The sequence below is a fragment of the Arthrobacter sp. Ha26 genome, assembly GCF_059091705.1.
Window position 1 is genome coordinate 981662 of record NZ_JBNHGX010000001.1, and the last position, 22450, is coordinate 1004111.

At 66.6% G+C, this 22450-nt stretch carries 25 protein-coding genes and 1 riboswitch; of the genes, 16 read left to right on the forward strand and 9 right to left on the reverse strand.

Translation table 11 applies throughout. From position 1 onward, the window contains the following. Positions 1 to 13: 13 nt before the first annotated feature. The 4 genes from AC5RVY_RS04685 to AC5RVY_RS04700 all read left to right on the forward strand — a co-directional run bounded on the left by AC5RVY_RS04685 (position 14) and on the right by AC5RVY_RS04700 (position 3946). Positions 14 to 1585 carry an ABC transporter substrate-binding protein gene (locus AC5RVY_RS04685; protein ID WP_493953518.1) on the forward strand — a complete coding sequence of 524 codons (1572 nt, stop codon included), beginning with the start codon at positions 14 to 16 and terminating at the stop codon, positions 1583 to 1585. Next, entirely contained in the window at positions 1582 to 3372 is a 1791-nt protein-coding gene (locus tag AC5RVY_RS04690; protein WP_493953519.1) for an ABC transporter permease subunit, read from the forward strand. The genes AC5RVY_RS04685 and AC5RVY_RS04690 overlap by 4 nt, the downstream gene beginning before the upstream one ends. A gap of 51 nt (positions 3373 to 3423) precedes the next feature. Continuing rightward, a complete protein-coding gene (locus tag AC5RVY_RS04695) occupies positions 3424 to 3552 on the forward strand; it encodes a hypothetical protein (protein ID WP_493953520.1) in 129 nt (42 codons plus the stop codon). Positions 3553 to 3658: 106 nt separating this feature from the next. Beyond that, entirely contained in the window at positions 3659 to 3946 is a 288-nt protein-coding gene (locus AC5RVY_RS04700; protein ID WP_493953521.1) for a hypothetical protein, read from the forward strand. A gap of 305 nt (positions 3947 to 4251) precedes the next feature. Here AC5RVY_RS04700 and AC5RVY_RS04705 read toward each other — a convergent pair whose 3' ends face one another. Continuing rightward, the gene (locus AC5RVY_RS04705) at positions 4252 to 4485 is read right to left on the reverse strand and encodes a DUF3073 domain-containing protein (protein WP_009359485.1); all 234 of its coding nucleotides are present in this window, start codon (positions 4483 to 4485) and stop codon (positions 4252 to 4254) included. A gap of 271 nt (positions 4486 to 4756) precedes the next feature. Here AC5RVY_RS04705 and AC5RVY_RS04710 point away from each other — a divergent pair, with 271 nt between their 5' ends. After that, positions 4757 to 5440, forward strand: coding sequence for a septum formation family protein (locus AC5RVY_RS04710; RefSeq protein ID WP_493953522.1), 684 nt, complete (start codon positions 4757 to 4759; stop codon positions 5438 to 5440). Positions 5441 to 5552: 112 nt separating this feature from the next. Here the strand turns inward: AC5RVY_RS04710 and clpB are convergent, their stop codons facing one another. Beyond that, positions 5553 to 8210, reverse strand: coding sequence for an ATP-dependent chaperone ClpB (clpB, locus tag AC5RVY_RS04715; RefSeq protein ID WP_493953523.1), 2658 nt, complete (start codon positions 8208 to 8210; stop codon positions 5553 to 5555). Positions 8211 to 8415: 205 nt separating this feature from the next. Between clpB and AC5RVY_RS04720 the strand changes: the two genes are divergently transcribed. Then, positions 8416 to 8751 (forward strand): YciI family protein, encoded by a 336-nt coding sequence (locus tag AC5RVY_RS04720; RefSeq protein ID WP_493953524.1) that lies wholly within the window; start codon positions 8416 to 8418, stop codon positions 8749 to 8751. A gap of 186 nt (positions 8752 to 8937) precedes the next feature. Here the strand turns inward: AC5RVY_RS04720 and AC5RVY_RS04725 are convergent, their stop codons facing one another. Genes AC5RVY_RS04725 through AC5RVY_RS04740 form a run of 4 tightly spaced genes read right to left on the reverse strand, consistent with a single transcriptional unit; the run spans position 8938 to position 12070 of the window. Next, positions 8938 to 9996, reverse strand: a complete 1059-nt coding sequence (locus tag AC5RVY_RS04725; RefSeq protein ID WP_493953525.1) for a sulfate/molybdate ABC transporter ATP-binding protein — start codon at positions 9994 to 9996, stop codon at positions 8938 to 8940. Next, on the reverse strand, positions 9993 to 10838 hold the full coding sequence (locus tag AC5RVY_RS04730) for an ABC transporter permease (protein WP_493953526.1): 846 nt from the start codon (positions 10836 to 10838) through the stop codon (positions 9993 to 9995). The genes AC5RVY_RS04725 and AC5RVY_RS04730 overlap by 4 nt, the downstream gene beginning before the upstream one ends. Positions 10839 to 10880: 42 nt before the next feature. Beyond that, positions 10881 to 11666, reverse strand: coding sequence for a molybdate ABC transporter substrate-binding protein (modA, locus tag AC5RVY_RS04735; RefSeq protein WP_493953527.1), 786 nt, complete (start codon positions 11664 to 11666; stop codon positions 10881 to 10883). Then, on the reverse strand, positions 11663 to 12070 hold the full coding sequence (locus AC5RVY_RS04740) for a TOBE domain-containing protein (RefSeq protein ID WP_493953528.1): 408 nt from the start codon (positions 12068 to 12070) through the stop codon (positions 11663 to 11665). Before AC5RVY_RS04740 ends, modA begins: the two co-directional genes overlap by 4 nt. Before the next feature lie 109 nt (positions 12071 to 12179). On the opposite strand from AC5RVY_RS04740, the gene AC5RVY_RS04745 reads away from it, so the two are divergent. From AC5RVY_RS04745 to AC5RVY_RS04755, 3 genes are all read left to right on the forward strand, one after another. Then, positions 12180 to 13049, forward strand: coding sequence for a DUF4031 domain-containing protein (locus AC5RVY_RS04745; RefSeq protein WP_493953529.1), 870 nt, complete (start codon positions 12180 to 12182; stop codon positions 13047 to 13049). Next, positions 13046 to 13855 carry a 2-phosphosulfolactate phosphatase gene (locus AC5RVY_RS04750; RefSeq protein WP_493953530.1) on the forward strand — a complete coding sequence of 270 codons (810 nt, stop codon included), beginning with the start codon at positions 13046 to 13048 and terminating at the stop codon, positions 13853 to 13855. Before AC5RVY_RS04745 ends, AC5RVY_RS04750 begins: the two co-directional genes overlap by 4 nt. Positions 13856 to 13950: 95 nt before the next feature. After that, the gene (locus AC5RVY_RS04755) at positions 13951 to 14337 is read left to right on the forward strand and encodes a VOC family protein (RefSeq protein WP_493953531.1); all 387 of its coding nucleotides are present in this window, start codon (positions 13951 to 13953) and stop codon (positions 14335 to 14337) included. Between the two features lie 50 nt (positions 14338 to 14387). Here the strand turns inward: AC5RVY_RS04755 and AC5RVY_RS04760 are convergent, their stop codons facing one another. Together AC5RVY_RS04760 and AC5RVY_RS04765 are read right to left on the reverse strand one after the other, a co-directional pair. Next, a complete protein-coding gene (locus AC5RVY_RS04760; protein WP_493953532.1) occupies positions 14388 to 14789 on the reverse strand; it encodes a YccF domain-containing protein in 402 nt (133 codons plus the stop codon). A gap of 102 nt (positions 14790 to 14891) precedes the next feature. After that, positions 14892 to 15506 (reverse strand): phosphoribosylanthranilate isomerase, encoded by a 615-nt coding sequence (locus AC5RVY_RS04765; protein ID WP_493953533.1) that lies wholly within the window; start codon positions 15504 to 15506, stop codon positions 14892 to 14894. Positions 15507 to 15612: 106 nt separating this feature from the next. On the opposite strand from AC5RVY_RS04765, the gene AC5RVY_RS04770 reads away from it, so the two are divergent. From AC5RVY_RS04770 to AC5RVY_RS04800, 7 genes are all read left to right on the forward strand, one after another. After that, a complete protein-coding gene (locus tag AC5RVY_RS04770; protein ID WP_493953534.1) occupies positions 15613 to 16203 on the forward strand; it encodes a HutD/Ves family protein in 591 nt (196 codons plus the stop codon). A gap of 71 nt (positions 16204 to 16274) precedes the next feature. Further along, positions 16275 to 16805, forward strand: coding sequence for a ferritin (locus tag AC5RVY_RS04775; protein ID WP_493953535.1), 531 nt, complete (start codon positions 16275 to 16277; stop codon positions 16803 to 16805). Positions 16806 to 16881: 76 nt separating this feature from the next. Further along, positions 16882 to 16947, forward strand: a riboswitch (guanidine-III (ykkC-III) riboswitch). A 9-nt stretch (positions 16948 to 16956) separates the two neighbouring features. Next, positions 16957 to 17280, forward strand: a complete 324-nt coding sequence (locus AC5RVY_RS04780; protein WP_493953536.1) for a DMT family transporter — start codon at positions 16957 to 16959, stop codon at positions 17278 to 17280. Further along, complete coding sequence (locus AC5RVY_RS04785; protein ID WP_493953706.1) at positions 17280 to 17663, forward strand: DMT family transporter; 384 nt, start codon at positions 17280 to 17282, stop codon at positions 17661 to 17663. Before AC5RVY_RS04780 ends, AC5RVY_RS04785 begins: the two co-directional genes overlap by 1 nt. Before the next feature lie 150 nt (positions 17664 to 17813). Beyond that, positions 17814 to 18440 carry a nucleoside/nucleotide kinase family protein gene (locus AC5RVY_RS04790; protein ID WP_493953537.1) on the forward strand — a complete coding sequence of 209 codons (627 nt, stop codon included), beginning with the start codon at positions 17814 to 17816 and terminating at the stop codon, positions 18438 to 18440. 69 nt (positions 18441 to 18509) lie between these two features. Continuing rightward, positions 18510 to 19502, forward strand: a complete 993-nt coding sequence (locus AC5RVY_RS04795) for an aldo/keto reductase (protein ID WP_493953707.1) — start codon at positions 18510 to 18512, stop codon at positions 19500 to 19502. Positions 19503 to 19537: 35 nt separating this feature from the next. After that, the gene (locus AC5RVY_RS04800) at positions 19538 to 20188 is read left to right on the forward strand and encodes an MBL fold metallo-hydrolase (protein WP_493953538.1); all 651 of its coding nucleotides are present in this window, start codon (positions 19538 to 19540) and stop codon (positions 20186 to 20188) included. 87 nt (positions 20189 to 20275) lie between these two features. On the opposite strand, the gene AC5RVY_RS04805 is transcribed toward AC5RVY_RS04800, so the two are convergent. Next, complete coding sequence (locus AC5RVY_RS04805) at positions 20276 to 22174, reverse strand: DEAD/DEAH box helicase (RefSeq protein WP_493953539.1); 1899 nt, start codon at positions 22172 to 22174, stop codon at positions 20276 to 20278. Positions 22175 to 22450 lie beyond the last annotated feature (276 nt).

A 22450-nucleotide genomic window follows, 5' to 3' on the forward strand; every position in this document is an offset into this window, starting at 1 on the left:
ACAGGAAATCACCGTGCCCAAAAACCGACTTAGCACAGGGGTGGCCACACTTTCAGCCCTGCTGCTCGCCACCAGTCTGACCGGATGCTTCGCGGGGACCCCACAGGCGGACAGCGGCGAGGGTGCCGGCCGGATCAAACTGGCCATGCTCCAACCTCCCCGGTCCGGGTTGTCGCCGCTGAGCGATGACGCCTATAAGCTCTCACGCTGGAAGACGGCCGAGACCCTGGTGGAGCTGGACAATCTGGGCGAAGCGCGGCCCGCCTTGGCCACCGGGTGGCAGCAGGTGGATCAGACGTCGTGGCGCTTCGCTTTGCGCGACGGCGTGACGTTCCATGATGGAACCGCCATGACGTCTGCCGAGGTTGTTGCCTCCCTCATGGCCGCAGCAAAGGCCAGCCCCAAGCCAAGGATCCTGGACGGTGTGGAGCTGACTGCCCGGGCGGACGGCCCGGCTGCCCTAACCGTGACCACCGCGACGCCCGACCCCCTTTTGCCGCAGCGGCTGTCCGGTCCACAGCTGGCCATCCTTGCAGGCTCGGCGTACCAGCAGGGCGGTGTGGTTGACCCCGTGAACGCCGGGACGGGGCCCTTCCGGCTGGTTTCGGTCCAGGGCACTTCGTCGGCGAGATTGGACCGTTTCGACGGGTATTGGGGCGAACGGGCGGAAGCCGACGGCGTGGACGTGCAATTCGTTCCGGATGGAACCGCCAGGGCAGCCGCGCTGCGGACCGGGGATGCGGACATCGTGGAAGCCATCCCCGTGGGCCAAACCGCCGGGATCGACCCCGCACTGGTGCATGAGGTCCCCATGCCGCGGACCAACACCCTCTACCTGAACACGGCATCCGGTCCCTTTGCTGATCCGGCCATGCGCGCCGCGGCCCGGGAAGCGATCGACGCCGGCACCATCGTGGACCGGGTCTATGAGGGCCGGGCAGACAAAGCCGCCGGCCTGCTGGGCCCCGCACTGCCCTGGGCAGCGGAGGAGCGGAACAGCAGCGACTATGCCGCAACCTTGGCCACCCGGGCCCGGGCCAATGCAGCCAACGCAGCCACCGGGAAGACCATCCGGCTCGGCACCTTCACGGACCGCGCTGAACTGCCCGAGGTTGCCGTCCAGCTCGAGCAGCAGCTGGAAGCCGCCGGATTCATCGTGGAGCAGGACGTCCGCGAGTACCAGCACATCGAGGCGGACGCGCTGGCCGGCAAGTTCGACGCCTTCATCCTTTCCCGGGCTACGGTGCTCGATTCGGGCGATCCTGTTGCTTACCTCTACAGCGACTTCTCCTGCACCGGCTCCTTCAACATCTCGCAGTTCTGTGATCCAGAAGTGGACGCCGCCCTCGCCAAAGCCGCCGGCATTCCCGCCGGCCCCGAGCGCCGCGCCGCCACCGCGGCAGTTGAAAGCCTCATCCTGGCCCGCGATGCCGCCATGCCGCTCCTGCACGAACGCGTCATCCAAGGGGAGTCCAGCCGGGTGCGCGGGGCGGAGCGGGATCCGCGGGAGCGGGCCCTGATTAGCAGCAGGACCGGGATCAGCAGTCCCACGGAGGACGCCGGCAGCACGGGCGCCACAAAATGATGCTCGCCGGCAGGGACTTCCTGATAACCACCGCCTCGCGGACCGGGGCCCTGCTGGGGCTGGTGGTGCTGATCGGAATGCTGCCGTGGCTCTCCGGCCGCGGCGCCGAATACACCATCCTCCGCGCCCGGTACTCGGACAGGGAACCCACACCGGAGGCCCTGGCCGCCATCCGCAATGAGCTCGGCCTCGACCAGGGTCCTATCGCCATGTTGCTGTCCTGGATCCAAGGGGTTTTCGCCGGCGACCTCGGGACGTCGTGGATCAGCAACACTGCTGTTGGGCCCGGGGTAGCGGCCGCATTGGGCGTTTCGGTGACGCTGATGGGATTCGCCATCGCGGCGGGGATGTTCATTGCGCTGCTGATCTGTATACCGGCCGTGGTGGATGGCGTCCGGCAACAACGCAGGCCCGCGTCCGGAGCCCTGGCCGCCGCCCTCACCTCCCTGCCGGAGTTCCTCCTCGCCGCCATGCTGCTCGTGGCAGGTTCCATCTGGCTCCGGTGGTTCCCCCCTTTCGGTTGGCAGGGACCGGAGTACGCCGTCCTGCCGGCCCTCTCGCTCGGGATACCTGCGGGCGGCCTTGTCGGACTGCTCCTGTCCGATGCCCTCCGTTCCGGATTCGGTGAAAAATGGATGGCCACGTGGCGCTTGGCAGGCGCGGGCCCCGTGAAACTCATGGCGGCCGTGCTCCGGCGCGCGCTGCCGTCCGTGTTGCCGCAGGTGGGGCTGGTCCTTATCGGCCTGACCGGTGGGGCCGTCGCGGTGGAAAAGGTGTACGCCATCCCGGGGCTTGGACGCGCACTCCTGGGGGCAGCCAGCGCCCAGGACATCCCCACTCTCCAAGCTGGAATGCTGGCTCTGCTGGGTCTGGCACTGCTGGTGGGAACGCTGACGACGGCGGCCCGGTACCTTCTGATCGGCCCTGCGGTCCGCTTCGGCACACTTCCGCTGCCGGCACCGTCACGAGCCGGGAACCGCCGCCATCTGGCCGGACCGGTAGTTGCTGCAGCCACACTGCTGCTGATGATCGGAGCGGGGCTGCTCCGCGACCCCTACACTTCTGCCCACGCAAGGCTGGCCGCACCTACGTGGGCGCTGCCGTTCGGGGCGGACGCGGCCGGCCGGGATCTGCTGGCCCGGGTGGGGCATGGGGTGCTGGGAACACTGGGGACCGCCTTGGCAGTGGTCCTCGTGTGCCTGGCCGTGGGAATCGCCGTCGGCTTGTTCCCGCGCGCCGCCGCCGGGCCCCTCGAGGTGACCAACGCGGCGCCGCCAATCCTCGCCGGATTAGTCGTCGCGGCCATCACCGGTCCGTCTGCCCAAGGCGCGGCGCTGGCCGTGGCCGCCGTCAGCTGGGCCCCTTTGGCTGCGCACACGGCCGCCCTTGCGCACGAGGCGCGGGCGCAGCCGTACATGCAGATCCTTCCGGTACTGGGAGTGGGCCGGGCCCGTATAGTGCTCCGTTATATCCTGCCCGCGGTAGCCAGGCCCCTGGTTCGCCATGCGATGCTTCGGCTGCCGGGCATCGCCCTTGCCCTTGCCGCACTCGGGTTCCTTGGCCTGGGCCCGCAGCAACCCTCACCCGAGTGGGGGCTCATCCTGGCGGAGGGCATCGGCTACGTGGAACGGGCCCCGTGGGCCGTCTTGGCTCCGGCGTCAGCACTGGTCCTGGCATCGGTACTGGCGGTAGGACTGGCCGAAGCGGATGCCAACCCACGGCATCAAGCAAGGACCCGGAGCTCAGAGGGTAGCGTTACCAACTCAATCACAAGGAATGTGAGATAGAGCACTCCTATCCCTTGACTGCTAAGCATACTTAGCTTTAGGCTCGGAGTTATGGAAGAGCAGTACCGGAGCCGGTATGGGGGTTCTTCTCCAAGGTCAGTGACAGTGGACCTTGACGGGGCAACTACGGCCCGCCTGGCCGAACTTCGGCTGCTTCCCACCGCCGTCGGCGGACAGTAAGAAACCAGAAAAGTCCGTGTTTCCACACGGCCATGCAACACGACGCTGGGGCGTTCAGCCGGTCGCGACTCACCAAGGATGTGCGGGTCAAAACTAGGGAGCAACAATGTCCATCATGCGCAAAATCACTGCAGCTGCAGCAGGATCACTTTTCATCGTTGGAGCGGTCGCAGGCCCCTCTCAGGCTCAGCAGGAAGGCCTTGTCAATGTGAATGTCGGTGACGTCACTATTCTTGAGGACGTTAACGTGGCCGTGGCCGCAAACCTGGTTGCCAACATCTGCAATATCGATGTCGATGTCGTCGTACTCGCCGACAATGGAGAGGGCGCGAAGAACTTCGTTTGTACTACTGGCCGCGGGCACGGCCAAGAAATCGAAATCATCCAAGTGTAGTTGACGATCGGCTCGAACTGCCCCGGTCCCCGGAAGGGGCCGGGGCACTCGCTGAATGGGGTCGGTTGTCGCGCTCCACAAGAACCTTCAAGGACTCCAAGTCTTCAAAACGCAGCAAAAAGCCCGCCTGCCTGCGCCGATAATACGGCGCGGGCAGACGGGCTTTATAACTGAGGTCAGCACCCAGGGTCCGGCCGGATCCGGGTGCCGAAAAAGAAGCGCTGCACTGGTCCGGTCAATAGACCCGGATCCGTTCGTGCGGCGGCGTCACAGGGCTGCCAGGTAAGGCAGGAACCTAGCGACAACTAGCCGATCCGACGGGTGTCTACCTCGTCGTCGTCTTCTTCCAAATCATCCGCGTACTTATCCACATAAGCCGAATAGTCCGGTTCAACCGGTTCGTTCGCATAATGGCTCGTGGCACGACTGCTTGGGCCCGTCAGCTCACGCTGAAGTGCCGAATAGTCAGTGTTCGGGGAGTAGTACTTGATATCCCGAGCCTGCTTGGTAGCTTTTGCCTTTTGACGGCCGCGCCCCATGGCGTGACCCCCTTTTGTACTTGGACCGGAGGTGGTCACCTTGGCGTAGGTGAGGCCCCGGAATGTTTGGTCAATTTGTCGTACACCTAGATTACATGCTTTCTACTGCCCCTGCGTGCCAGTTGGGGCCCGGTATCGCCACATGCAGTACCATTCCGGCCCAATCAGCGCGGGAATCCGGTTTTTTTCTTCGGTAGAGTCGCATATGCAACCGCTGGTACCGGCCGGCAAAAACAGCTGCCCGAGCGGATAAACGCAGGAGGATGCACCCGTGGACCACCAGGACGTCCCGCCCAAGCCCAGCTCTCCGCCCACCGCCGGCCTCCCTCAGATCCCGGCCGCGGAGTACGGCCCGCCACCCGCCGAGCCGCCCGTGCGGAAGCAAGGCCAAGGCGACCTTCCCCGCGGTCCGGTGGCCGGGCAAAGCCATGGAAACAGCCGGACGTTCTGGAAGGTGTTTTTCGTTGTGGTCCTGCTCGCCGTCATCGGATCCCTGGTGTGGCTCGCCACGTGGCTGAACTCCAACGGGCCCCAGAACGAGTCAAATCCCGCCGTCCGGGGAACGCTGGAGACCACCGTCACGCCCCCGGCAACTCCACTGCCCCTGCCGCGCGAGGTAGAGCCCGCCGCTTATGCCCTGGGCGACTGCTTCACGGATTTTCACCCCGAAGCCCTGAGATCCACCGTAGTGCCTTGCGATACAGGCCATTCCGCCCAGCTGGTGGCAGTGTTCCGCTACCCCGAAAATGACGATTATCCGGGCGCGGAGGCACTCAAGGCGAAAGCCCTGGAAGCATGCCAGGCGGCAAAACTGGGGCCTGCTGCAGACCAGTTCACGCTGAATTACGAGCGGAGCTTTCCCAGCTCCACCAGCTGGGACTCAGGGGATCGAAGGGTGGACTGCTACGTGACGTCGCCGGCCGGGAACAACGTCAACGCAAGCGTGCTGCCCTAGCGCTTTTGCAGCACCAGGGCAACAGCGCCGCGTTTCGGCGGGACTGAGCCTACCCGCGAGACTGACCCTTCCGGCGGCGTGAGCCTGCCGGCGGGCCAGTCTTTCGGAAGCCCTAATCCTTCCGGCGGACCACCAGTCCGGTCCCCGGAGCCGCGCCGGCCCCGGCTGTGGACAGCGCCTCGAGGCGCTCGATGGTGAGCTCATCGACGTCGGTTGCCGTGTCCACCAGCACAGTATCCCCGTCGGCGATTTCGCCGGAGAGGATTGCCTTGGCCAGGCGGTCGCCGATCTCCCGCTGGACCAGCCGGCGCAGCGGACGCGCACCGTAAGCGGAGTCGAAGCCGGACATCGCCAGCCAGGCGCGGGCGCCATCTGTGACGTCGAGGGTGAGCCGCCGGTCGTGCAGCCTCTTGCCGAGTTCGGCCACCTGCAGTTCAACGATGCGGGCCAGATCCTCCACTGACAGCGGGTCGAACAGCACCACTTCGTCCAGCCGGTTCAGGAACTCCGGCTTGAACGAGGCGTTCACTGTAGCCATGACTGCATTCCGCTTGGCCTCCGCGTCCAGCGACGGGTCCACCAGGAACTGGCTGCCCAGGTTGGAGGTCAGCACCAGGATGGCATTGCGGAAGTCCACGGTGCGGCCCTGGCCGTCGGTGAGGCGGCCGTCGTCGAGCACCTGCAGGAGGATGTCGAAGACCTCCGGGTGGGCCTTCTCCACCTCGTCCAGCAGAATGACCGAGTAGGGGCGCCGGCGGACCGCTTCAGTCAGCTGGCCGCCTTCCTCGTAGCCCACGTATCCCGGAGGCGCACCCACAAGCCGGGCCACCGAGTGCTTCTCGCCGTACTCGGACATATCGATCCGCACCATGGCGTGGTCGTCGTCGAACAGGAAGTCCGCCAGGGCCTTGGCCAGCTCGGTCTTACCGACGCCGGTGGGGCCCAGGAACAGGAACGAACCCGTGGGGCGGTTGGGGTCGCTGATGCCCGCGCGGGCGCGCCGTACGGCATCGGACACCGCCGTCACGGCCTTCTTCTGGCCGATGAGCCGCTTCCCGAGCTCCTCCTCCATGTGGAGCAGCTTCTGGCTTTCCCCCTGCAGCATCCGGCCGGCGGGGATGCCGGTCCAGGCGGAGATGACTTCGGCAATGTCGTCCGCGGTCACCTGCTCGGCCACCATCTGTGAGGATTTATCGGCGACGGCGGCCTCAGCTTCCGCGGCGGCGTTCAGCTCGCGCTCCAGCGCCGGGATCTCGCCGTAGAGAATGCGTGACGCCGTCTCCAGGTCACCTTCGCGCTGTGCCTTGTCCGCGGTGGAGCGGAGTTCGTCCAGCTTTGCCTTGAGGTCGCCTACCCGGTTGAGGCCGGCCTTTTCGGCCTCCCAGCGGGCGTTTAGGGCTGCGAGCTCCTCTTCCTTGTCCGCCTTGTCCGCGCGGAGCGCCGCGAGGCGTTCCACGGATGCTGCGTCCGACTCGCCTTCCAGGGCCAGCTCCTCCATGGTGAGCCGGTCCACGGCGCGGCGAAGCTGGTCGATTTCCTCGGGGGCCGAGTCGATCTCCATCCGCAACCGGGATGCGGCCTCATCCACGAGGTCGATGGCCTTGTCCGGCAATTGACGGCCCGAAATATAGCGGTTGGACAGTGCGGCGGCAGCTACCAGGGCTGAGTCGGCGATAGCCACCTTGTGGTGCGCCTCGTAGCGCTCCTTCAGGCCGCGGAGGATACCGATGGTGTCCTCGACGCTGGGCTCCCCCACGTATACCTGCTGGAAGCGGCGCTCCAGCGCCGGGTCCTTTTCGATGTTCTCGCGGTACTCATCCAGCGTGGTGGCGCCGATAAGCCGCAGCTCGCCGCGAGCCAGCATGGGCTTTAGCATGTTGCCGGCGTCCATGGAGGACTCCCCGGTTGCGCCGGCGCCCACCACCGTGTGGATCTCGTCGATGAACGTGACGATCTGGCCTTCGGAGTTCTTGATCTCCTCCAGCACAGCCTTGAGGCGCTCCTCGAACTCGCCGCGGTATTTGGCACCGGCCACCATGGAGGCAAGGTCCAGGGCGATCAGCGTTTTGCCACGCAGGCTTTCGGGAACGTCGCCGGCCACAATGCGCTGGGCCAGGCCTTCCACCACGGCAGTCTTGCCGACGCCGGGCTCGCCGATGATCACCGGGTTGTTCTTGGTGCGGCGGCTCAGGACCTGGACGATCCGGCGGATTTCCGTATCGCGGCCGATAACGGGATCGAGCTTCCCGGCACGGGCCATGGCGGTGAGGTCGGTGCCGAACTTCTCGAGGGACTGGAAGGTGTTCTCCGGGTCAGGGCTCGTGACCTTCCGGTCTCCGCGGACACCCGGCAGCGCGGCGAGCAATGCCTCATGGGAGGCACCGGCGTCGCGCAGTAAACGCGCTGCAGCGTCATTCCCGGCCGAGAGGCCCAGGAGGAGCACCTCGGTGGAGACGAACGTATCGCCCAGCCGGTCCGCCTCCTCCTTGGCATTCTGGATGGCCTGCAGGGCCGGCCGTGACAGCTGGGCCTGCTGGCTGGAACCGCCGGAGGTGGCGGGCAGGGCCTTGATGGCGCTGCTCGCCTGGACGCTGACGGCATCCGGGTCGGCGCCGGTGGCACGAAGAAGCGCCACGGCAACGCCTTCGCGCTGGTCCATCAGCGCCTTGAGCAGGTGGGCGGGCTCCACCTGGGGGTTACCGATAGTGGAGGCGTTCATGGCGGCAGCCGACAGAGCCTCCTGGCTCTTGGTGGTGAATTTGACGTCCAAAGAGAGCTCCTTTCCGGGGCAGTTGATCTAGGTTGAGTCTACTACGCTCAACTTTGCTTGGCATGCTTTTTATTTCCTGTTTGCCCACAGCGAACCGGCGTGCCGCGGCCACGGTCTATTTTCGTTTCCAACGCGTCCGGTTCACTTTAGGATCACCGTGTGACCGGCGGAAGGTGCCGCCGGCTAACGGGAGACGGGACAGGCAATGAAAAAGTTTGTTGTTCTCTACATCGCGCCTCAGTCAGCACAAGCGCAAATGGCGGAGAGCTCGCAGGAAGCCGCCCAGGAGGGAATGAAGGCCTGGATGACTTGGGCCGAGCGGGTCGGCGACGGCATGGTGGACCTGGGCACTCCGTTAGGGGCCGGAAAGGAGCTCATGGCAACCGGCTCGACCAATACCAACACCGGAGTAGCCGGCTACACAATCCTCCAGGCTGAGGACCTGGAAGGCGCGCAGGCACTGCTTGATGGCCACCCGCATCTGATGATGCCCGACGCCAGCATCCAGGTGTATGAATCGCTCGATCTGCCGGGCATGTAGACCGGCTGCAGCACGTCCAGCAGCGCCGGTACGGCCAAAAGAAAGAGCGTGCAAAGCAACCGGCGGGCGGCTCCCCCCAGAAGTCGCCCGCCGGTTGCTTTCACCCGCCCACGGGCAACTTTACCGGCTCTTGTGATACTTGTCACCAGATGTGACTAACCTGTAATTTCTCCCGCAGGTACCGGGTTAAGCCGGGTATACCGCCACTGCGGTCGCTTTCACTACGAAGTGCACGGACAGCCCGGGAGCCAACCCCAGGTCTGCTGAAGCAGCCGGAGTGACGTCGGCCGCGAGGTTTCCTGCCCTGACCCGGACGACGTCGCCGTACGGTTCAAGCTCGGTCAGGGTCACCTCGAACGAATTGCGCGGGCTCCCGTGGGCATCGTCGAGGAACACGGAAACAGCCGACGGCGGGAACGCGGCTACGGCTTCATCGTTCCCTTCGCCGGGAGGCCAGGGGTCCTCCACGTGGCCCGCAACGGACCAGCCCTCGGCGGTCCTGATCCCGTCACCGGCCAGGGTCCCGGCCATCAGGTTCAACCCCGCCAGCCCTGCCGCGAACGCGCTGCGCGGACGCTGGAGCACGTCCCGGGTGGGACCCTCCTCGGTAATCCGGCCGTTCTCCAGGATGATGACCCGGTCGGCCAGCATCAGGGCGTCCAGGACGTCATGGGTGATGATGATCGCCTGCCGGCCGGCCAGGACCCGCTTGAGCAGGCGCCGCAGGAGGGGCGCCGAGTGGATGTCCAGCGCTGCCATGGGTTCGTCCAGGAGAAGGAGCCCGGGGTCGGCAGCGAGCGCCCGGGCAACGGCAACACGTTGGGCCTGGCCGCCGGACAGCTCCGCGGGGCGGCGGGCCTGGAGATCCAGCGCGCCCACTTCGGCGAGCCAGCGCAGCGCGTCAGCCTTGGCCCGCTGCCTGGATACACCCGCGCTGCGGGGCCCGAACGCCACGTTGTCCAGCGCGCTCAGGTGCGGGAACAGCAGGGGTTCCTGGGCGAGCAACGCAGTGCCCCGGTGATGTGGCGGTGTCCATGTTCCGCTGCCCGCTGAGAGTTCAAACAGCGTCCGGCTGTTGAGCTCCGCCCGGCCACTGTCCGGCCGGAGCAGGCCCGCGGCGACGGACAGCAGGGTGGACTTTCCGGCCCCGTTCGGACCCATCACGGCCACCGTCTCCGTGGGTCCCACCTGGAGGGCCACGTCGAATCCCCGCCCGGCCACTGCTGCCTCGAGGGTGAACGTCACGGGACATCCCTGCCCTGCGCGGGAGCCGTCGTCGTCCGTTGCTTCCAGAAAGCCAGGCCGCCTCCCGAAGGCTGCCGGTAGGCGAGCGCCACTACGGCAACTGCCACGGCCACGAGCACCAGGGAAAGTGCGACGGCGGCGTCCGGGTCAGATTCACGCTGCAGGTAGATTTCCAGCGGCAGGGTCCGTGTCACCCCTTGCAGGCTGCCCGCGAAAGTCAGCGTGGCGCCAAATTCACCAAGGCTGCGGGCAAAGGACAGTACCGCCCCGGAGGCCAGCCCGGGCAGCACCAGCGGGAGCGTGACGCGGCGGAAAACCCGGCCGGGTGACGCGCCAAGGGTTGCCGCCACGGCCTCGTACCGTTCGCCGCCGGTCCGCAACGCACCCTCCAGGCTGACCACGAGGAACGGCAGGGCCACAAACGTCTGGGCAAGGACCACGGCGGTGGTGGAGAAGGCGATCTGCAGGCCGAGAACCTCGAGTGACCGCCCCAGAAGGCCCTGGCGGCCAAAGGTGTAGAGCAGTGCCAGGCCGCCCACCACCGGCGGCAGCACCAGCGGGAGCAGCACCAGCGAGCGCAGGAGGCCCTGCAGCCGGAACCTTCCGCGGGCCAGGACCAGGGCCAGCGGCACGCCGAGCACGATGCACAGGACTGTACTGGCGGCGGACGTGCGCAGGCTGAGGCCGAGTGCGGACAGGGCCGATTCGGAGGTGACCAGGGGAAGGAAATCCGTCCAGTTGACCCTGGCTGCCATGGCGAACAGCGGCAGGATCACCACCACTGCGGCCAGGACCGCCACAAGGTAGGTCCAGCGCGGAACACTTCGGTAGGCGTGGCTCATTGTGTGGCGCTCACTGTGGACTGCTCTCACCTTGGGGCTGCCTCACTGCTGGCCGCGGCCAAACCCGGCTTCGGCCAGCACGTGTTGGCCTTCGGTGCTGGCCACAAGATCGAGGAATGCCCGCGAAGCCTGGCTGTTCCCGCTGTTGGCCAGCACAGCGATCGGATAGCTGTTGCTGGCAGCCGCAGCTTCCGGAAAGGCCACGCCTTCCACTTTTCCTGCCGCCGCCTTAAGGTCCGTGATGTATACCAGTCCGGCGTCCGCTTCCCCGGAGATGACCTTTCCGAGCACATCCGTCACGGAGTTTTCCTCGCTGACGGGACGCAGTTGCGTTCCCGTCTTCTGTGCAACGGCGGCGGCAGCAGCTCCGCAGGGGACCTGCTGCGCACACTGGACCAGCCGGGTTCCCGGTTTGGCGAGGTCGGTGAAGGAACGGATGCCTGCCGGGTTGCCGGGCGGGACGGCAATGGCGAGGGTGTTGGTGGCGAAAATCCGGGGTTGACCGTCCACCAGCCCTGCCTGCTGCAGCTTGTCCATGTTCCTGGTGTCCGCTGACGCGAACACGTCTGCCGGGGCACCCTGGCTGATCTGGGTGGCGAGGTCTGCCGAGCCGGCGAAACTGAGGGTGACGGTGGAGCCCGGATGCCCGGCTTCGTAGGACTTTGCCAGCTCCGTGAAGCTGGCTTTGAGGGAGGCGGCGGCGAACACGGTCAGGGTATTCTTTCCGTCGCTTGCGGCAGATGAACCATCGGCAGCCGAACCAGTGGAACATCCTGCCAATCCCAGCAATAAGGCGATGGCGGCCGACAATCCGCTGAGCCTTGTCACAGGGCCTTCCCCTGGGGTGTCTCAATGATCACGGTGGTGGCTTTGACCACGGCGGTGGCCACCGAGCCGGGTTCCAGGCCCAGGTCACGGACGGCCTCGCTGCTCATCAGGGATACCACCCGGAAGGGTCCGCACTGCAGCTCCACCTGCGCCATCACCTTGTCCATGGTGATGCCGGTGACCAGTCCCACGAACCGGTTCCGCGCGGAACTGCCGGTCCGGTGGGGATCATCGGGCAGTTGGGCAAGTTTCCGTGCGTGCCGGGCCAGCTCCAGGCCATCCACGGCCAACCGGCCGCCGTCATCCCTTATGGGTGTGAGCGAGCCGTTGTCCAGCCACCGCCGCACCGTATCGTCGCTGACGCCGAGGAACCGGGCTGCCTCCGAAACGCGGATGATCGTCATCCCCTCAGCATAAGGGCGCAGGTGCGGTTCAAAAAGCACTGTTACTCCCGCATCTTCGACTTGTTGGCGTTGAGGTGGTTACGGCCGGATCGCAAACTAGACTTCCTGCATGGCCGTCTACATAGATCCGCCGCTCTGGCCTGCCCATGGAACGCACTTTTCGCACCTCGTCTCGGACTCATCGCTGGCTGAACTGCACACTTTCGCAGCTGCAGCAGGCATTCCGGAGCGCGCGTTTGACGGTGACCACTACGACGTTCCGGAGCGACGCTACGACGAGCTGGTGGCTTCCGGCGCGGTTCCGGTCGAGGCCCGCGTCCTGGTCCGCAAACTGATCGCCAGCGGCCTGCGCATCCCCGCCCGCCAGCGGAACAAGTCCCTCAAGGTGCCGCTGTTCAACCGGTGGGATGCCATCATGCCCGGCCAGGACGCGCTCTTCCTGGACCTCCTGGACCGCTGGAGCGAGCCGCACCGCCGGTACCACCGCTGCACCCACCTGCTCTCGGTACTGGAAGCCCTGGATCTGCTCACCGACCCCGCCGACGCGCCCCGCACCGTGCTGCTGGCCGCCTGGTTCCATGACGCCGTGTACCGCGGTGTGGCGGGCCAGGATGAGGAGGAGTCGGCCCGCCTCGCGGAAGCGCGGCTGTATGCCGCCGGCCTTCCGGAGGCGGAGGTTGCCGAGGTGGCACGGCTGGTGCGGCTGACGTCGGACCACCGCCCGGAGCCAGGGGACGACGACGGCGCCCTCCTCTGTGACGCGGACCTTTCCGTCCTGGGCGGGGAACCAGGCGCGTATGCCCGCTACGTAGCGGACGTCCGCCACGACTATGCGCACATCGGGGACGCCGACTTCGCTGCCGGACGCGCCGCCGTCGTACGCCATCTGCTGGAACTTGACCCGCTGTTCCACACCCGGCGGGCCAAACAGTTGTGGCAGGATGCCGCACACCGCAACCTGTTGGGAGAACTGGCGTGAACGCATCCACCTCAAGCCCGCGCCACACCCTGACCGCGAGCGCCGCGCACCGGCAGCTGCCCTACGCAGTCCGGTTCGACTGGGGGCTCGACGGCGCCAGGACCATCACCTCCGGGGCCGATCTCGCCGTGGTGGTGGACATCCTGTCCTTCAGCACCTGCGTCAGCATCGCCCTCGACCGGGGTGCCGAGGTTTTCCCATTTCCTTGGAAGGACACCCGGGCGGAGGACTTCGCCGCCCACCACCAGGCCGACCTCGCAGGTCCCCGCAATGGCGGCGGGCTCAGCCTCTCGCCTGCGAGCTTCCGGGCCGCGCAGTCACTCAGGCGCGTGGTGCTGCCCTCCCCCAACGGTTCGGCGCTCTGCCACGAGCTGGCGGACCACGTCCCGGTGGTGGCCGCCGCCTGCCTGCGCAATGCGGGGGCAACAGCGGACTGGGTGGCTGCCAATCTGCCGCCGGATGCGGTGATCGCCGTGGTTGCCGCCGGCGAACGCTGGCCGGAAGGCACCCTCCGCCCGGCCGTGGAGGACCAGATCGGGGCGGGAGCCTTTATTGCCGGCCTCGCGGCTGCCGGCAAGGGCGGTTATGAGGCGGAGGTTGGCCGGCACGGCTATTCCCCGGAGGCCATCGCCGCCGCGGCAGTGTTCGAGGCTGCGGAACCGAGGCTCCGCGAGATGCTGCACGGCTGTTCCAGCGGACTCGAATTGTCCGGTGCGGGGTACGGGGGCGACGTGGATATCGCTGCGGAGCTGGATGACAGTGACGCCGTAGCAATCCTGGCGAATGGAGTATTCAGGCCGCGTTGAACGTCCGTGACCGTTAATTGGCCTGCGGGGGACGGCGCTGGTGCCCGCCAGCTTTACCCTTTACGGCCACCGCCCGGGAATGCAACACTGCTCGGATGACCTTGCGCATCCAAGCCATCAGCATCGATTCAACCGATCCGAAAGTGCCCGCGGACTTCTGGGAAAAGGCGCTGGGATGGCGCCGCACCTACGAGGCAGAGGACGAGATTGTCCTTGAACCGCCGGCCGGCAGCCCTGAAGACGGCGTGTCCCCGGACCTGCTCTTCCTCAAAGTGCCCGAGCGCAAGGAACTCAAGAACCGGGTCCACCTGGACCTGCGGCCCCAGGACAGGGACGCAGAAGTCGCCCGGCTGGAAGCCCTTGGCGCCAGCCGCGTTTCAGTCGGCCAGGGCCCGGACGTCACCTGGGTGGTGATGGCGGACCCGGACGGGAACGAGTTTTGCATCCTGCGCGCGCTGCGGCCGGATGAACGGGCAGGGTAAACCCGCCGGCTCGCCCATCTGCCGGATCCCGACTAAGCCTGCCAGCAGGCCTAACGGTACGTGGGCACAAACGGCGCGCTGGTGGGAACAATCTGCTTGCCCAGCGGCATCAAAGACACCGGAATAAGCTTCAGGTTGGCGATGGCCAGCGGGATGCCGACGATGGTGACAGCCATGGCGAACGCGGTGACCACGTGGCCGATCGCGATCCAGATGCCGGCCACCAGCAGCCAGATCACGTTGCCCAGCAGTGAGAACACGCCGGTGCCACCGGGCTTGTCCACCACCGTCCGGCCGAACGGCCACAAAGTGTAGGACGCAATCCTGAACGAGGCGATGCCCCACGGGATGGTGACAATCAGCAGGCAGCAGATCACCCCCGCGGCGAAATAGCCCAGCGCAAGCCAGAAGCCGCCAAAAACCAGCCAGATGATATTGAGCAGTGTCTTCATTTACCCATTGTGCCCCGGAGGCACTGACAAAAGGATGGGGGTCTGCCCAGAGCGGCCCCTGAACCAAAGCTGCACGGCGGCTAACCCGCGGCCATACCGGGGCTACACCGGGGCGGCTGCGCCTTTGGCCGCGCGGACAAAGGCGCGGATCTTGGCCAGGTCCTTGACCCCCCGGGACGCTTCCACCCCGGAGGAGACGTCCACACCCCATGCATGGGCTGCTGTGGTGGCCTCGCCCACGTTGACCGGGTTCAACCCTCCGGCCAGGAGCCAGTGGCGTCCTTGAAGCACAGGAAGCGCGGCAACTGAGGCGTAGTCCCAGGCTTCACCCGAGCCGGGCACGGCGGCGTCGATCAGCAGCAGGTCCTCGCCCCAGTCCTCAAGCTCCTCTGGAGTGGCACCCATGGTGACTGCCCTGATCAGCTTCATGCCGGCGTCGTGCACCGTTGCCACGTCCTCGCGGGACCGGGGGCCGTGCAGCTGGATCCATTCCAGCCCCGCGGCCCGGGCGATAGCCACAGCATCGGCCACCGGTTCATCACGGAACACCCCGATCGGCGCTACGCCTGCCGGGACCCCTGCACGCAAGGAGGACGCCTGCGAGGGCGACACCACGCGGGGACTGGCCGTGAGGACGAAACCGACGGCGTCCGCCCCGGCATCGACTGCTTCGCGGACTGATTCAGGCGTGCTGAGACCACACACTTTAACGAACATTCCCGGCTCCTTCAGGCTGCTTTCGTGTTGTCCCCCCGGAGGAGAGTAGCAGGGAAGGGCCCAACCCGCGACGGCGGGACACCGGCGCGGGAACTAGGCTGAGCGCATGGAGATTATCCGCTTTGCAGACCTTAAACCGGAGCCCTGGCGCAATGGTGGCGGCGTCACCCGCCAGTTGGCCAGCAAACCCGCGGCCGGATCGGCGCAGGACGGCAGCTGGGACTGGCGGGTCAGCATCGCGGATGTCAGCAAGGCCGGCGATTTCTCCCCTTTTCCGGGCATGGAGCGCGTGCTGACAGTGGTGGAGGGCGAGCTGCTGCTGCTGACCGTGGATGGCGCGGAACACCCCCTGGAGAAGTACCGTCCATTTCGTTTCCCGGGCGGGGCCGCCACCCAGGCATCCCTTCCAACCGGCGATATCCGGGACCTCAACGTCATTACGCGCGCCGGAAGCTTCAAGGGCTACACCTCCATCATTGAACTTTCGAAGAAGCGCGCAAAGCCGCTCTTTCAAGACTCGATCGGGATCCTGCTGCAGGGGCAAGCCACGGTTGCCGTTGGAGCGGGCGAACCCGAACCCCTGGCGCGATACGACGCCGTGGTGGGCTCCGACGCCGACACCCCCGAGGTTCTGGGCCGCGGATTCCTGGCAGTGGTCTCGATCGACCCCACCGAGGACGGACCCGGCCGGCAGTAGGCCAGCCTCGCCTTCAGTAGCAGAGCCTTTCCACACTGGTCACTCCCTGCAGCCGTCCCTAGACTCGGCCTATGACCACTTCATCCTTCAATGCGCTCCTGTCCACCCAGATCGGCAACGAATTCACGGCATCGCAGCAGTACATTGCGGTGGCCACCTGGTTTGCCAACCAGGATCTCCCCCAGCTGGCCCGCTACTTCTACAGGCAGTCGGTTGAGGAGCGGAACCACGCCATGATGATGGTGCAGTACATGCTGGACCGGGACATCGCCTTCACCATCCCGGGCGTTCCTGCCGTCCGCAACGACTTCGCCTCCGTCACCGAGCCGCTGGCCCTCGCCCTGCAGCAGGAAAAGGAAGTCACCAAGAACATCGAGGACCTGTTCAGGGCCGCACGCGGTGAGAATGACGCCTTGGGCGAGCAGTTTATGCTCTGGTTCCTAAAGGAGCAGGTGGAGGAAGTCGCCTCCATGACCACGCTCCTGAACATCGCCGAGCGGGCGGACAACCTGTTCGACATTGAGAACTTCATCGCCCGGGAAACCGTGGGTGACGGCGGCCGCGATGCTGCCGCTCCCGTTGCTGCCGGCGGCACCCTCTAAGTTCCACACCGGGGTGATGTGGTGAGGTTGGGCACCACTGCTGGCTGCCCGGCGTCGGGTGTTGCTACGCTGGAAGCCAAGGCTCCGCACGGGAGCCTCCGGACGACGGTTCAGTACCCGGTATGCGACAAGACTGGCCAAAGGATCTGTCATGTCGTGGGTAATCCTTCTTCTCTCCGGCGCACTTGAAGCGGTGTGGGCCGCTTCCCTGCACCGCGCGTCCCAGGTTTCCGGCCGTCGCCGCATCGCCCCCGCTGCCTTGTTCCTGGTCTCCGTCGCGGCCAGCACCGGCGGCCTGGCCATCGCCATGCAGTCCATCCCCACCGGCACGGCCTACGCCGTTTGGGTGGGCGTGGGCGTGGTGCTCACCTCGGCGTACGCCATAGTCACGCGGGTGGAGCGCCCGACGGCGGCGCGCCTCCTCCTGCTGTCCGGCATCGCCGTGTGCGTGGTCGGGCTGAAGGTGGTGGCGTGATGCTGCGGCGTTCGGTTCCCTGGCTGGTTCTGTTGGCCTCGGCCGTGCTGGAGGCAGTGTGGGCAACAGCCCTGGGCCTGTCCGACGGCTTCAGCAAACCCCTGCCCACCCTGGTTTTCGCCCTCACCGCCACCCTGAGCATGCTGGGCCTTGGCATGGCCATCCGGCACATCCCGCTGGGCACCGCGTATGCCGTCTGGGTGGGGATTGGGGCAGCACTGACCGTTGGCTGGGCCATGGCCACCGGAGTGGAACCCTTCAGCGTGCTCAAGGTGGTATTCATTGCCGGCATCGTGGGCTGCGCCGCCGGGCTCAAGGCGCTGCCCGGCGGAGCCGACAGCCCCGAGCCTGAACCTGCCGCCACCTCCGCCTCCACCCGCTGAGTCTCGCCACCTGAGTCTCCCCACCTTTGTCTCCCCACCTTTCAGGACGGCCGACGGCGCGTCCCGGCAAAACGCCGTCGGCCACGGCTTCCCGCGTGCGATAGGTGGGGTGAGTCAGCCCTCGAAATCTGGGCGGTCTAGGATTTTGCCATGGACTCCCCCGAGATCACCCAGGCGATGGACGCCCTCCGCGCCAGGCTGGCTGCCGGCACCCGGACCGTGCTTGGCATCACCGGCGCGCCCGGGTCCGGAAAATCCACCTTCGCGGAATGGATCCGGCAGCAGTTGGGCCCGGGCACGGCCGTCGTGGTTCCCATGGACGGCTTCCACCTGGGCAACGCCATCATTGACGGCACGCCACTGCGGCAGCGGAAGGGCGCCATCGACACGTTCGACGTCGGCGGGTACCTTTCGCTGCTCCGCCGCCTGGTGCGCCGGGACGAGCCAGTGGTCTACGCCCCGGAATTCCGGCGCACCATCGACGAACCGGTAGCTGCCTCCATCGCAGTTCCCGCCGACGTTCCGCTGGTGATCACGGAAGGCAATTACCTGCTGGCGGAACAGGAACCGTGGAAGGAAGTCCGGGCGCAGCTGGATGAAGTATGGTTCGTGGACACTCCCCCGGCCCTGCGGCTCCAGCGCCTCGTGGAACGGCACGTCTCATTCGGGATGGACCAGGCCGCCGCCGTCGCTTGGGCCACCGGCCCGGACGAGGTAAACGCAATGCTTATCCAAGCAACCCGGCCGGCAGCAGACCGCATCATCCCTTGGGATTAGGCCCGACGGAATACAGCAGGCCCGGACGAGGTTCTTGGCTTGGACAACTCGAATGATGGGAGCATGTTCATGGCAGCAACGGTCCGGCTCGGCGACGGCCTCGATGTCAGCCCGCTCGGTTTCGGCGGAATGGCCCTCACACCCGTGTACGGGGAGGTGGATCCCGAAGACGCACTCCGGACGCTGCATCACGCCGTCGACTCCGGTGTCAGCTTTATTGACACCGCGGACATCTACGGCGGAGGCAGCAATGAGGAGCTGATTTCGCGGCTGCTGAAAGAGCGGCGGGACGAGATCCAGCTGGCCACCAAGTTCGGCCTGGTGGGAACGCCGGCGGACGGGTACACGGACATCCGCGGCGACGCCGGGTACATCCGGCAGGCCGTTGACCGCAGCCTGCAACGGCTGGGCACTGACGTGATCGACCTCTACTACATGCACCGCCGTGACCTCCGCGTTCCGATTGTGGAAACCGTGGAGGCCATGGCGGAGCTTGTGCAGCAGGGCAAGGTCAAGCACCTGGGGCTCTCCGAGGTGACAGCGCAGGAGCTCCAGGAAGCGTCCGCTGTACACCCCATTGCGGCGGTCCAGAGTGAATGGTCCATCTGGAGCCGCGACGTGGAACGCAACGTTGTTCCTGCCGCGGCCGCCCTGGGAGTCGGCTTTGTGCCGTACTCGCCGCTGGGCCGGGGATTCCTCACCGGCACCGTTGACGCTGCCAGCCTGGGCGAGAAGGACTTCCGACGCCGGATCCCCCGTTTCGCCCTCGACGCTGCCGATGCCAACCGGGCGGTGGTGGCCACCGTCCAGTCCGTGGCGGACGAACTGGATGCCACACCTGCCCAGGTGGCCCTGGCCTGGCTGCTCACGCAAGGCAAGCACCTGGGCCTGCCAGTGGTCCCCATCCCCGGCACGCGCAAAACGCACCGGATCGACGAAAACCTTGGCGCACTCGACCTGGAACTGACCCCGGCGCAACGGGACGCACTGGGCGAAGCCTCGGACGCCGTCGTCGGCTCCCGCTCGGCGGACGCCAACTGGGTATCTGAAGGCCGGGAGTAACCAGGCCGCGAACAGGCGTCCCTAGACTGAAGCCCATGGACTCACTTGTTTACGACCTGCCCGCGCTGACCATCCGCCGGATCTCGGTCAGCGGGATGGACAACAACGTGTACCTGCTGACCGCCAAAGCCAGCGGTGCGCAGGTGTTGATCGACGCCGCCGACGACCTTCCGGCCATCCAGCAGCTGCTGCGGGACGGTGCCGCGGACTCGTCGGCCACCCCACGGCTCGCGCTGATCGCCACCACCCACCAGCACTGGGACCACATCCGGGCGCTGAAGGAGCTGGTGGACGCCACGGGAGCGCCCGCAGCTGCAGGAGAGGACGACGCCGAGGCGTTGCCTGTTCCGGTGGACCGCCGCCTTGGGCACGGGGACCGGGTTGCCGTGGACGGCTTTGATCTAAAGGCTGTCCACTTGCGCGGGCACACCCCGGGTTCCATCGCGTTGGTGTACGAGGACCCTGAAGGGCGAACGCACATCTTCTCCGGCGACTCGCTGTTTCCCGGCGGCGTGGGCAATACGCAGAAGGATCCGGCGCGGTTCAACCAGCTTTTGGCTGACGTGACCGAGCGGCTGTTTGGCGCCTACCAGGATTCAACAATCGTCCACCCGGGCCACGGCAAACCCACCACGCTTGGTGCTGAGCGCCCGCATCTGGACGAGTGGCGCGCCCGCGGCTGGTAAGCCCGTCTGGAATCCGCCGCGAAGCTGGACGGCCGCTGGAGGATCCCCGAAGCGGCCGTCCATTCACGCAGCTAAAATCTGAATACCTTAGCGGCCGCGGCGTTCGTTCGATGCCGGAGCGGAAGCACGGCGCGGACCGCTGCGCGCGGGACGGCCGGAACCGCCACCGTTGCCCGCACTGAAGGACCCGCCGGACGTCCCACCGGTGTTCGAGGACCAGACGGCCTTGCTGCCGCCGGTTGCGGCGGCACCTGCGGAGCGCTGGCCACCCGTGCGGGCACCTGCACCGGCTGCTGCTGCACGCTGCCCGGTGGCGGGACGGCCGCTGCGCTGCCCGCCTGAGGTAGCCGGACGGCCGGAGGAAGCCGGACGGCCGGTTCCGCCGCGGGGAGCGTCGCTGCGGGTCACGCGGGACTCTGCACGACCGTCTGAACCGCGGCCAGCCGATGCACGGCCACCTGCTGCGGGGACGTCGTTGCGGTGAGTCGAAGCGGTGCCGCGGCCACGGGCGTTGCGGCGTGCCGCTGCTGCGGCAATGGCGCGGTCCTCGTTCTGCTCGGCAACTTTGTCGAACGCTGCACGGGCTTCCGTGCGGCCTTCAAAAGCTGCTGCCCGACGCTCAGCACGGGGAACATCGGTGCGGGGAGCTTCAGCAGAAACTTTGCCGCGCCCACCACGGCCGCCGCGGCCACCGGCAGACGGCGCAGCCTGGCGGCGTGCGCGCTTACGCTCGGCGTTGGCGCCGGTGGAGGTGCCGCCGCCCTGCTGTGCGGCCTTCTTGGCCAGCAGTGCTGCGCGGGTCCGCGGATCGATCTTGTCGGCCATTTCGCCCACGAGTTCGGCAACCAGCGGGGAGGTTGCGGTGACGCGCTCGAAGTTCACGTCTACGCCGGCGGCCTTCATGAGCTTCTTCACGTCGGTCTGCTGCTCCGGCAGGGTGATGGTCACCACGGTGCCATCGGAACCGGCGCGGGCGGTACGGCCTGAACGGTGCAGGTAGGCCTTGTGCTCGGTGGGCGGATCAACGTGGATGACCAGTTCGACGTCGTCCACATGCACACCGCGGGCGGCGACGTCGGTGGCCACCAGGACGCGCACGTCGCCGGAGGAGAACTCGGCGAGGTTGCGGTCACGGGCATTCTGGGAGAGGTTGCCGTGCAGGTCCACGGCGGGGATCCCGGCGTCGGTCAGGGTTTTGGCCAGCTTGCGGGCGTGGTGCTTGGTCCGCATAAAGAGGACGCGGCGGCCGGCGCCCGAGGCGAGCTCAACAATCAGCTGCTTCTTGACGGTCTGGTCGTTGACCACCAGCACGTGGTGCTCCATAGTGGTGACCGCTGCCTGCGGATCGTCCACCGAGTGGGTGAGCGGGTTGGACAGGTAGCGCTCGACGATCTTGTCCACGCCGTTGTCCAGGGTGGCGGAGAAGAGCAGACGCTGGCCCTGGCTGGGGGTCATGTCCATGAGCTTCTTCACCACGGGCAGGAAGCCGAGGTCGGCCATGTGGTCGGCCTCGTCCAGGACAGTGATTTCCACTGCCTCGAGGGTGAGGATGCGCTGGCGGATCAGGTCCTCCAGGCGGCCGGGGCAGGCGATGACGATGTCGACGCCGGCGCGCAGGGCCTTCTCCTGGCGCGCCTGGGAGATGCCGCCGTAGATCACGGTGGTGTTCAGGCCGGCAGCCTTGGCCAGCGGCTCGATGGTGGCGTTGATCTGGGTAGCCAGCTCACGCGTGGGTGCAAGGACCAGTCCCATGGGGCGGCCGGGCTTGCGGAAGTACGGGGCTTCCCGCTCGGCCAGGCGCGCCACCAGCGGGATGGCGAACGCAATGGTCTTGCCGGAGCCGGTGCGGCCGCGGCCCAGGACGTCGCGTCCTGCCAGCGTGTCCGGGAGGGTCTTCACCTGGATGGGGAACGGGGTTTCGATTCCCTGGGCGGTGAGGGTGTCGGCAAGGGCCTTGGGCGTGCCGAGGGCAGCAAAAGTAGTCAAAGTCAAAGGTCTTTCAGGCGGTATCCGTGCGGATATCGGCCCCAACGCCGGTTGGCCCAGGGGTTCGCCGAAGAAAATTCAGGTGATCAACCAGCCTGCTGCCGCTTATGCAAAGCGGCGGCCGGGACCAAATGGAACGCGTTCATCGACGCAGGATGTGCCTCTCACATGAAAAAAGCCCCGCCCCCTAAATGAAGGGGTACATGGGCATCACTGCACATCAAGTTCCACCAGTCTACCATCCCGGGCTCCCTCCCCTTTCCGGCCCTGCCTTTC

Coding starts and splice junctions, on each gene's coding strand:
- AC5RVY_RS04690 (WP_493953519.1), top strand. CDS start 1,582: ATGATGCTCGCCGGCAGGGACTTCCTGATAACCACCGCCTCGCGGACC.
- AC5RVY_RS04695 (WP_493953520.1), top strand. CDS start 3,424: ATGGAAGAGCAGTACCGGAGCCGGTATGGGGGTTCTTCTCCAAGGTCA.
- AC5RVY_RS04700 (WP_493953521.1), top strand. CDS start 3,659: ATGTCCATCATGCGCAAAATCACTGCAGCTGCAGCAGGATCACTTTTC.
- AC5RVY_RS04705 (WP_009359485.1), bottom strand. CDS start 4,485: ATGGGGCGCGGCCGTCAAAAGGCAAAAGCTACCAAGCAGGCTCGGGAT.
- AC5RVY_RS04720 (WP_493953524.1), top strand. CDS start 8,416: ATGAAAAAGTTTGTTGTTCTCTACATCGCGCCTCAGTCAGCACAAGCG.
- AC5RVY_RS04730 (WP_493953526.1), bottom strand. CDS start 10,838: ATGAGCCACGCCTACCGAAGTGTTCCGCGCTGGACCTACCTTGTGGCG.
- AC5RVY_RS04740 (WP_493953528.1), bottom strand. CDS start 12,070: ATGACGATCATCCGCGTTTCGGAGGCAGCCCGGTTCCTCGGCGTCAGC.
- AC5RVY_RS04745 (WP_493953529.1), top strand. CDS start 12,180: ATGGCCGTCTACATAGATCCGCCGCTCTGGCCTGCCCATGGAACGCAC.
- AC5RVY_RS04755 (WP_493953531.1), top strand. CDS start 13,951: ATGACCTTGCGCATCCAAGCCATCAGCATCGATTCAACCGATCCGAAA.
- AC5RVY_RS04760 (WP_493953532.1), bottom strand. CDS start 14,789: ATGAAGACACTGCTCAATATCATCTGGCTGGTTTTTGGCGGCTTCTGG.
- AC5RVY_RS04765 (WP_493953533.1), bottom strand. CDS start 15,506: ATGTTCGTTAAAGTGTGTGGTCTCAGCACGCCTGAATCAGTCCGCGAA.
- AC5RVY_RS04770 (WP_493953534.1), top strand. CDS start 15,613: ATGGAGATTATCCGCTTTGCAGACCTTAAACCGGAGCCCTGGCGCAAT.
- AC5RVY_RS04775 (WP_493953535.1), top strand. CDS start 16,275: ATGACCACTTCATCCTTCAATGCGCTCCTGTCCACCCAGATCGGCAAC.
- AC5RVY_RS04780 (WP_493953536.1), top strand. CDS start 16,957: ATGTCGTGGGTAATCCTTCTTCTCTCCGGCGCACTTGAAGCGGTGTGG.
- AC5RVY_RS04785 (WP_493953706.1), top strand. CDS start 17,280: ATGCTGCGGCGTTCGGTTCCCTGGCTGGTTCTGTTGGCCTCGGCCGTG.
- AC5RVY_RS04790 (WP_493953537.1), top strand. CDS start 17,814: ATGGACTCCCCCGAGATCACCCAGGCGATGGACGCCCTCCGCGCCAGG.
- AC5RVY_RS04795 (WP_493953707.1), top strand. CDS start 18,510: ATGGCAGCAACGGTCCGGCTCGGCGACGGCCTCGATGTCAGCCCGCTC.
- AC5RVY_RS04800 (WP_493953538.1), top strand. CDS start 19,538: ATGGACTCACTTGTTTACGACCTGCCCGCGCTGACCATCCGCCGGATC.